General features: G+C 35.4%; 12 protein-coding genes. 9 read left to right on the top strand and 3 right to left on the bottom strand.

From position 1 onward, the window contains the following. Position 1: 1 nt before the first annotated feature. A complete protein-coding gene (locus K5S59_RS18690) occupies positions 2-559 on the bottom strand; it encodes a CatB-related O-acetyltransferase (protein WP_000966313.1) in 558 nt (185 codons plus the stop codon). 139 nt (positions 560-698) lie between these two features. On the opposite strand from K5S59_RS18690, the gene K5S59_RS18685 reads away from it, so the two are divergent. The 8 genes from K5S59_RS18685 (at position 699) to K5S59_RS18650 (ending at position 5822) form a co-directional block, all read left to right on the top strand. Next, positions 699-1040, top strand: coding sequence for an ASCH domain-containing protein (locus K5S59_RS18685; RefSeq protein WP_000638860.1), 342 nt, complete (start codon positions 699-701; stop codon positions 1038-1040). Continuing rightward, positions 1037-1432: an NUDIX hydrolase gene (locus tag K5S59_RS18680; RefSeq protein WP_000197782.1), complete on the top strand. Its 396-nt coding sequence runs from the start codon at positions 1037-1039 to the stop codon at positions 1430-1432. Before K5S59_RS18685 ends, K5S59_RS18680 begins: the two co-directional genes overlap by 4 nt. Positions 1433-1518: 86 nt before the next feature. Next, a complete protein-coding gene (locus K5S59_RS18675; RefSeq protein ID WP_000070936.1) occupies positions 1519-2139 on the top strand; it encodes an acetate uptake transporter in 621 nt (206 codons plus the stop codon). A gap of 142 nt (positions 2140-2281) precedes the next feature. Beyond that, positions 2282-2725: a flavodoxin gene (locus tag K5S59_RS18670; RefSeq protein WP_001062768.1), complete on the top strand. Its 444-nt coding sequence runs from the start codon at positions 2282-2284 to the stop codon at positions 2723-2725. Between the two features lie 16 nt (positions 2726-2741). Beyond that, positions 2742-3641, top strand: coding sequence for a WD40/YVTN/BNR-like repeat-containing protein (locus tag K5S59_RS18665; RefSeq protein WP_000413976.1), 900 nt, complete (start codon positions 2742-2744; stop codon positions 3639-3641). Positions 3642-3856: 215 nt separating this feature from the next. After that, positions 3857-4057 carry a cold shock-like protein CspB gene (cspB, locus tag K5S59_RS18660; RefSeq protein WP_001179148.1) on the top strand — a complete coding sequence of 67 codons (201 nt, stop codon included), beginning with the start codon at positions 3857-3859 and terminating at the stop codon, positions 4055-4057. Between the two features lie 188 nt (positions 4058-4245). Beyond that, complete coding sequence (locus K5S59_RS18655) at positions 4246-5091, top strand: exonuclease (RefSeq protein WP_000426514.1); 846 nt, start codon at positions 4246-4248, stop codon at positions 5089-5091. Between the two features lie 383 nt (positions 5092-5474). Next, the gene (locus tag K5S59_RS18650) at positions 5475-5822 is read left to right on the top strand and encodes a hypothetical protein (protein ID WP_000566104.1); all 348 of its coding nucleotides are present in this window, start codon (positions 5475-5477) and stop codon (positions 5820-5822) included. A 199-nt stretch (positions 5823-6021) separates the two neighbouring features. On the opposite strand, the gene K5S59_RS18645 is transcribed toward K5S59_RS18650, so the two are convergent. Further along, positions 6022-7113, bottom strand: coding sequence for a DUF3900 domain-containing protein (locus K5S59_RS18645; protein ID WP_000345048.1), 1092 nt, complete (start codon positions 7111-7113; stop codon positions 6022-6024). A 115-nt stretch (positions 7114-7228) separates the two neighbouring features. After that, positions 7229-7570, bottom strand: coding sequence for a hypothetical protein (locus K5S59_RS18640; RefSeq protein ID WP_002018889.1), 342 nt, complete (start codon positions 7568-7570; stop codon positions 7229-7231). A gap of 363 nt (positions 7571-7933) precedes the next feature. Between K5S59_RS18640 and K5S59_RS18635 the strand changes: the two genes are divergently transcribed. After that, the gene (locus tag K5S59_RS18635) at positions 7934-8845 is read left to right on the top strand and encodes a VanW family protein (RefSeq protein ID WP_000488978.1); all 912 of its coding nucleotides are present in this window, start codon (positions 7934-7936) and stop codon (positions 8843-8845) included. The last annotated feature ends 35 nt before the right edge of the window (positions 8846-8880 follow it).

The following is an 8880-nucleotide window of genomic DNA, read 5'->3' as shown; positions in this document are numbered from 1 at the left end:
ATCATATAGAGTCATTTTCGGGCGAGGTAAAAAACTCGTTAATTTTGTTGGAAAGTAGAAATGGAATGGCTCCCTTTATAACAGAAATATCCCAGTCCCACCATGCGAGATTTTCTAGTTTTTCAATGATTTCCTGCGGGAAACGATATCGAATAAATTTTGCAGGATTACCAGCTACAATTGCATATGGTGGTACATCTTTTGTAACGACACTCTTTGCACCAATAATGGCACCGTTACCAATTGTAACACCCGATAAAATGCAGGATTGATAACCAATCCATACATCATTGCCGACTACGATATCACCTTTTGAAGAAGGGTGACCAGTAATATGTGCTCCTTCATCAAAAAGTGCATTAAATGGGTAAGTCGTTATCCAGTCTGCGCGATGTTCACCACCAAGTATGAAAACGACTTCTTCTCCTAATGAGCAAAACTTACCTATTTTTAATTTTGTTTCATCATTCCAAGAAAAAATAGTTGGTCCTACTTTACTATAAGTATAATCACCAATATCATATTTATTATATTCAGGTTTTTGATTTAAATATAACATAACGAATTTAGCATCCTCTCTAAAGCAAGTAATGGATATGGAACATTATATGCAATATGGAATAAGTCGAACTGTGTTGTATGAATTGGTAATGCACAAATATAGTAGTAGACGCAAAGAATAAAAAGGAGTGGAATGAATGATATACGAAATGAGGTTATATAATAAACCTTTTCAATCAATTCAATCAGGAAAAAAAGTATATGAAGTACGTTTATATGATCAAAAACGTCAGCCTATAAAACAAGGAGATCATATTGTATTTACGAACCTTACTACAGCAGCAACGATGACTGTAAAAGTAACGGAAATAAAACGATACGAAAGCTTTAAAGCAATGTACGAACAAATTGATAACAAATTATTGGGTTGTGAAAATGATAGTTTAGAGGAAATGTTAGAAAGTACATACAAAATATATACGAAAGAACAAGAACAAAAGTGGGGAACAGTTGCGATTGGTATTGAGGTAATAAAATGACAAGAAATCGCGGCGCGGCTATCATTGTGCAGGAAGGGAAAATTGCTCTTATAAAACGTATCCGAGAAAATGAGACGTACTATGTTTTTCCAGGCGGAGGAATTGAAAAAGGAGAAACACCTGAAGAAGCAACGAAGCGAGAGGTTTATGAAGAATTAGGGGTACATATAGAAGTGGAGCATCTTATTGCAAAGGTGGAGTATAAGGGTACGGAGTATTATTTTAATGCCCATATTACTGATGGGATTTTCGGAAGTGGTAAAGCGGAGGAATTCGAGCTGAAAGATAGAGGAATTTATATTCCGTTGTGGTTGCCGATACACGAGTTGGAAAAATTGAATATAAAACCGTATGAAGTGGTCGGAAGTATATTCAATCATTATAAAAAGTAAGGTCTGACAACATACAAAAAAAACCATTGACATAGCCTTCTGATTTAAGTATTGTATTCGAGTATGTTTATAATCAGGAGGTTTATATGAGCAATCAAACAACTACACATCATGTGAAAATGACAACAGCGGATCCATCTGGAATTGGCCTATTTGGATTAGCGATGGTAACACTTGTAGCATCATCTCAAAAGCTAGGCTTAACAGATGGCGTTTCTCTTGTATTACCATGGGCAATCTTTTTAGGAGGATTTGCACAAATCTTTGCGTGCATTCACGATGCAAAGCATAACAATACATTCGGTACAACAGCATTCGGTGCATACGGCCTATTTTGGTTAGGTGTTGGAATGACTTGGTTAATTCAACTTGGAGTATTTGGCGAAAAATTAGCACAAGCTGCAGATTCAAAACAGCTTGGGGTAGCCTTTATCGGATATTTGATCTTCACAATCTTTATGACAATTGGTGCAATGGAAACACATAAAGTATTATTTATGATTTTCGTCCTTATTGATTTCTTATTTATCGGTCTTTCATTAAGTACTTTAGGTGTTATGCCGCATGCAATGCATAATTTAGCAGCGTATTCTGAACTATGTATTTCATTATTATCTTTCTATGGTTCAGCAGCAGCAGTGTTAAATACACACTTCGGAAAAGTTGTTTTACCAGTTGGAAAGCCGTTTGGTATTTTTAAAAAGTAATAAAAAGCACAGATGATTGTATAGTCATCTGTGCTTTTTTTGTATGAAGGAAACGGAAATAATAAAAAATATAATTGAAATTGATTATCATTATTAATATAATGAGAATGAGAATCATTTATTGTAAGAGGGGGATGCCGAAGTGGCGAAAATTTTAATAGCTTATGCAAGTATGTCAGGAAATACAGAGAGTATTGCTGATTTAATTAAAGTTAGTTTAGATGCTTTTGATCATGAAGTAGTATTACAAGAAATGGAAGGCATGGATGCAGAAGAATTATTAGTCTACGATGGAATCATTTTAGGATCTTATACGTGGGGCGATGGTGAACTACCATTTGAAGCGGAAGATTTCCATGATGACTTAGATAATATAGATTTATCAGGGAAAAAAGTAGCGGTATTCGGATCAGGAGATACGGCGTATGAACTATTTTGTGAAGCGGTAACGATATTTGAAGAGAAACTTGTAGAACGTGGTGCAGAGCTTGTACAAGAAGGGTTGAAAATTGAATTAGCTCCAGAAGATGAAGAGGATGTTGAAAAATGCAGTAATTTTGCAATTGCATTTGCTGAGAAGTTCTAAGAATGGGAGTGTCAACGTGGAGAAGATGTTAAGTGCGACCGCTATTACAAAATTAAGAGATGGAAAACTTATGTTAGCTACTACATATAATGGCTTGTTTATTGAACAAGACGGAGAATGGAAGCCAATATTAAATGGTTTTCAAAAACGAATTAGGGATTTACATAGCGAAGATAATGTAGTGTATGGTGTAGGGGACGAAGGGATTTTTATTCGAAGTATGAATGGTGGAGGAAACTGGACGGTGCAGCGTTTTCCAACAAAAGCAACGAGTTGGAATGTGTGTAGTAATGTACAAGGAACTGTCATTGCTCATGGAGATAAAACATTGTATCATTCGAATGATTTTGGTTCGACATGGGAAACCATTCATCCATTTCTTGAGTATGGTGGCGAGGCACCATCTATTCGATCGTTATTTTTATATAAACATTACTTATTTATCGGTACGAAAATACATGCTAAATATGGTGGTGTTTGGCTCTTTAATTTGGAGACACGTAAATTAAAGAGGATTAAGATCGTGATGAATCAGATGATCTCAGCGTTGACTTTACACAATTCTTATATAGTAGCAGCAAGTGGGTCGTGCAAGGGAATTAGCGGGAATATTTCTTTTTGTAAAATAGATGAAAGTATTGAGAGTGAAAAAACATATTGGCACACATGTCAAAGTGAGCAGAAAGCAAGTAGCTATTTAGCCTTAAGTGTAGATCAACATGTGCTATATACAACGTCAACGCAAAATAAGGCGGGGATTAGTACGGTTTGTCGTGTACTTCTAGAAGAAGGACTTGTTACAGTATGTGACTCAGTTAAAGGGCATGGCTGGCGCATTGTTAACCAAAAAGAGGGCTATGTTGTAGCTGGATCGGGTGAATCAAAAGCGATGCAGTGGAAGAAAAAAATTATATAATAAAAAAACTTTGCTTTTATTATAGTGATATGATATATTATATCTAAACCATTTTACTTTTAATAATATAGAGATTTAAATGAGCTGTAACTTCCGAGGAGGATAGCAATGTTAAATCTCCTCAGGGGTTGCAGTTTTTTAATGTCTGAAGTATTATTGTAAAGTGGTTGAAAATGAATATGTACATATAGGTACATTGTAGGAGGATTTTTTTCATGCAAAACGGTAAAGTAAAATGGTTTAACTCAGAAAAAGGTTTCGGTTTCATCGAAGTTGAAGGCGGAGAAGACGTATTCGTTCATTTCTCAGCTATCCAAGGCGACGGCTTCAAAACTTTAGAAGAAGGTCAAGAAGTTACTTTCGAAGTAGAACAAGGTAACCGTGGACCTCAAGCTACAAACGTTAACAAGAAGTAATTATGGAAAAAAGAAGGGCTTGCCCTTCTTTTTTTTGCATTTTTATTGAATAACCTCCTATGTACATATAATAATGAGATTAAATTTTCGTTTTTTAGACGAAGTATTTCATGCATAAAGTGAATGAATAAATAAATACTGAAAATAGAGTATGTGTGTGAAAAGGAATTTAGAAAGAGGTAAATAAATTGGAAAACGCTACACATTTTATTGTGTTCGATATAGAGAGAAATTTCAGGCCGTATAAATCAGAAGATCCATCGGAGATAGTTGATATCGGTGCTGTAAAAATAGAAGCAAGTACAATGAAGGTAATTGGAGAATTTTCGGAGTTAGTAAAGCCGAGTGCACGACTCACTCGGCATACGACAAAATTAACGGGAATCACAAAGAAAGATTTAATTGGTGTGGAGAAATTCCCTCAAATTATAGAGAAATTTATTCAGTTTATCGGAGAAGACTCTATGTTTGTTTCATGGGGAAGAGAAGACTATCGTTTTCTATCTCATGATTGTACGCTACATGGTGTAGAATGCCCATGTATGGAAAAAGAGAGCAAATTTGATTTGCAGAAGTTTGTTTTCCAAGCGTATGAAGAACTATTTGAGCATACACCAAGTTTACAATTTGCAGTAGAACAACTCGGTTTAACTTGGGAAGGGAAGCAGCACCGAGCTTTAGCAGATGCTGAAAATACAGCGAATATACTTCTTAAAGTATATAGCGAGAGAGATATTCATAAACGGTACAAAAGACATGGTGAACTTGAACTTGTAGAGAACGGAAAACTAACAGAAAAAGCGAAAAAAAAGATGCGAAAATGGGTATTTAAAGAAATGAGAAAAAATACAGAGCGTCCTTTCGTTTGGAGTGCATTTGAAAGTAGTGACACGTGGGAAAATATAACGGAAAGATACTATATAAGCGAATCTACAATAGAACTATTGAAAAAGCATTTTCCTGCGGCGGTTAGAAAGGCGGAAAGGCAGATTAAGCATTTGGCTGAGATGGAGGAGAATGTAGAGGTTAAATGACATTCTCCGCTGCTTCTATCTACATAAATTAAATTTTACGTCATTGTGTTGAGGGATAAATAAAGTATTCATATTAAATAGGAATTAATTTTTTATGATTGGGCCGTTATAATTGCTTTGAAAATTAAGGTGTGGTGAAAATTTTAAAATATATTAATAAGAACCCATAGTAATGAAAGAGGCTAGAGTTAAATGGAAGCAATCTTTAACATTTTAACTCTCTTAGTTTTTGGGATAATATTTAATACACTATTAGCACTAATTACACTTCCTTTTATAGCAAAAAAAGAATTGGAAAACGCTTAATATATTTTTAAATCATGGTGTATGAAAGATTAAAATCGAAGAGTAAGGTAGAGTTTTATATAAGGGGAGGTGTGATAGTGATAGATTTGGATATCAAAGACGTCAACGTACAGATGGAATTAAACGGAGTCTTTTGGAATGAGGATGGGATTGCTAAAATGACCGTGACTACAAAAGAAGAGCATTCTCTTCTTCTTCGTCTAGTAGTTGACTTAGAAAGCAAAACTATTAGGGCGACGAGTGCCGAAATAGTGAATGGATTCTGCCCTCTGTGCAAACAGAAAAGGGACGAATGTAGTGAACTGAATGACTTACAAAACAAAATGGATATTTTAGAAGAAGCTTACGATTGGGTGAGAGAGCATCCAGAATATCGTTTTCTATTATCTTTTTACGAGTATAATAAATTTGAGGTAGTGAAGTGAAATGTTCATTTTACCAATATACATAGTGACTACTCTAATGGAAATACAATTGTACAACAAGAAACGAATCTACTGGATCCTGTGACAAATGTCATCTTGGATCAAAAATAAATATATTTTTTTATATAACTGTCAACTATATTCCAAATAAAAGAGCGCTTATTAACAGCGCTCAGTAAAAATAATTACATGGAAGGATTTATTCAACCCCGTTCGGATCATAAGAATACTGCTGCTTATTCTCAATCCGCTCAATCACATCTTGTAATTCATCTGGCTTCAGAAACTCAATTGGAGAGAAGCCTTTCTCAAACGTAAGTGTATCAGCTTCAATCATTAATACGTATCGGTCATTTACCTTTGCGATATGTATTTGATCCCCGAAATCAGCAAGCAGGGCCTTCACAGAGATATGATCCGCTTTTAGCTTTAATTCCACTTCAGGAGCATGCTCGACGATTTGAGCGGTAGCTTCCATTACTTCTTCGGTTGAAAATTGTTCCATAATTTCGCGTTTCGGACTGGCAGCCCATACTTCCATTGCTTGGTCGAATTGTTCGCGTTCTTCCGTACCTTCTTCAAATACATCTTCAATTTGGTCGTATACCATGTCCATTACTTGTGTTTTCATAATTTCAGGCATAGAGCGTTCGTACTCGACGAATTTTAAGAAGTCTTCAAAGTAACGGGCGTGTGATGCTTGGTGAATTTTTAATTCGCCCACTTCGACCATACCTTCTTCAGGCATGTACGGATATTGGATAGATTTCATGTTTTTTGTTGTGATGGCCATTTCAACGTTACGGATTAGTGTAGATTCATCTGAAATTGAAGCAACTTTCGGTTCGAAGTCACATTTCATAACGAAAACGAATGGATCATCAAAGTATTTGCGCAGTTTTGCTTGCGCAATTAAAAATACACCACCGCGTACAGCACTTGTGTCAAGATATGTATAAACGAGTGGTTCGCTCATATCTTTGAAGTTTTCCTTAGTTTCTGCGAAGCGAATGCGATTAAATAGGTTGTAATGAGGGTTTGAATCAAGTTCGTGCCCTTCTTCTACAATGAAGCGACCGATCTTTGTCGGAGCTTGTTCTGTTTTCGCATGACGTTCTACTTTTCGCTTTGAAATTTTTAATAATTCACCATTCAAAAATTCTTTTAAGGAGCTATCTTCATACTCTTCAGCGTCTAATGTTTGAAAATGTTTGTAGCGTTTATCAACAGCTTCACCTTTTCCTTCTACTTGTACAACATAAAAGGAAAGATAATTTATTTCGAAATCCATATTTATCACCTTGTTTCATTTCATTAACTCTTATCAGTATAGAGATGGAAAAAACTTTCGTCAATTTATATAAGGAAGGGGGGCCCCTTCCTTTATATATTTTTTATTTTCGAAATTAAAATCCGTCTTCTAATGCTGAAAATGGAATGTTTAGTCTATTTTCTATTGTACGTAAACGTTGGTTTAAGCGGTTTAATCTACGTGTATGACGCTCAACCGTGTTTTCTAATTGACGTACTCTTTGCTCAAGCTCATTTACTCGTCTTTCTAGTTGACGGTTTCCAGCACCAGGAAAAGAGATTGGAAGTTGGAATTGTCGAGTTTGATCATATGGATTAACTTGATCTGTTGGATCTATATATTGTTGGTATTGTGCTTGTAAATCATATTGAGGTTGATAAACATTTTGGTTATATGGATCGTATGGATTGTAGGGGTACATAAAAACATCCTCCATTTCTTTAAAATAGGTTAATTCACCATAATGTATGTGTAAAAGCGGAGTGTGGCACGGCAAATACCTATTTATGTTCACAGGATGTTTCTTTATAAATAAGAATATGGAGTTTTTACATTTGTATTCTGTTCGTTTTATGGTATATACTGGATAATGGGGAGAGGTTACGTAAAGGTTACAATTCTATCAAACTCAAACTTTTATGTAAATATGTATAGACATTTGGAAAAGAAAAGAGTAATTTATATAGAGTAAAAAATAACTTGTAACATTTTATAAATATATTGTAAAATGATTGTAACAAAACATACATAAAAATGAAATAATACATAAAAGTAATATTGGGAAAAAGGGGAGAGTCTATTGTTCCGTAAAGTAAAGGGTATATTAGTTGGGGTGTTATGTGTAGCTATAGTGAGTGGCTGTGGTACAAAAGTCAGTGATGTTGCATTAGTAAGTGATATTGGTGGCCACACGGTAGAGGCTAAAGCAGAAGTACAGGATTCTATTAGTTTAGTAGATGGTCGTACAGGTACGGAAGTGAAAAAGCTAGATTTATCGAGTCTAGGCTATTTTGAAGACGAAGCGAAATTTAAAAAATCGGTAACGAAGGTTGCTAGCGAGGTTGGGAAAAGCGTTGACAAAAAGATGGTTCCTTCACGCGTAGCACCTGATGGAAGTTGGCAAGAAGGAAAACCTGCTTATGAGTTAATGGAAAAAGAATTAGTAGATAAATTATTAAACGTTGGTATGTGGGATTCTTCATATCAATTACCTATTGTTGAGAAAAAGCCTACTGCAACATTAAGTGATGCGCAAGGAAGTGGCACGGTAATTGGTAGATACGAAACGAATTTAGGTGGCTCAGCAGGTGGCCGTATTGAGAATATTCGTTTGTCAGCAGCGAGCATAAATGGAGTTGTATTAGCGAAAGGAGACCGTTTCTCTTTCAATGCATTAATAGGTGATACAACGCCAGATAAAGGATACCAATTAGGAAAAGAAATTGTAGATGGTAAATTAGTAGATGGCTACGGCGGTGGTGTTTGTCAAACATCATCAACTTTATACAATGCAGCAGATCAAGCTGGTTTGAAGATGGTAGAGAGAACAACGCATTCTAAAACGGTAGGATACGTTCCACAAGGAAGAGACGCTACAATTGCATATCCATACTTAGACTTAGTGTTTGAAAACACGAATGATGCACCTGTGAAACTTTATATGGGCATTCAGGGCGGAAAGTTAGTTGCTGAAGTACATAAAATGAGATAAGAATAATTAATCTATAAAAAAGCCATTATTTCTAT

Origin of the sequence: Bacillus sp. BML-BC051 (genome assembly GCF_019656175.1) — a bacterium.
Taxonomy (GTDB): Bacteria; Bacillota; Bacilli; order Bacillales; family Bacillaceae_G; genus Bacillus_A; species Bacillus_A mobilis.
This window is presented reverse-complemented; position numbering and strand designations above follow the sequence as displayed.

What these genes read in the sequence shown, in the direction of transcription:
- K5S59_RS18645 (WP_000345048.1), bottom strand. Translation starts at nt 7,113, where the DNA reads ATGGATTTCGAAATAAATTATCTTTCCTTTTATGTTGTACAAGTAGAA.
- K5S59_RS18640 (WP_002018889.1), bottom strand. Translation starts at nt 7,570, where the DNA reads ATGGAGGATGTTTTTATGTACCCCTACAATCCATACGATCCATATAAC.
- cspB (WP_001179148.1), top strand. Translation starts at nt 3,857, where the DNA reads ATGCAAAACGGTAAAGTAAAATGGTTTAACTCAGAAAAAGGTTTCGGT.
- K5S59_RS18675 (WP_000070936.1), top strand. Translation starts at nt 1,519, where the DNA reads ATGAGCAATCAAACAACTACACATCATGTGAAAATGACAACAGCGGAT.
- K5S59_RS18690 (WP_000966313.1), bottom strand. Translation starts at nt 559, where the DNA reads ATGTTATATTTAAATCAAAAACCTGAATATAATAAATATGATATTGGT.
- K5S59_RS18685 (WP_000638860.1), top strand. Translation starts at nt 699, where the DNA reads ATGATATACGAAATGAGGTTATATAATAAACCTTTTCAATCAATTCAA.
- K5S59_RS18680 (WP_000197782.1), top strand. Translation starts at nt 1,037, where the DNA reads ATGACAAGAAATCGCGGCGCGGCTATCATTGTGCAGGAAGGGAAAATT.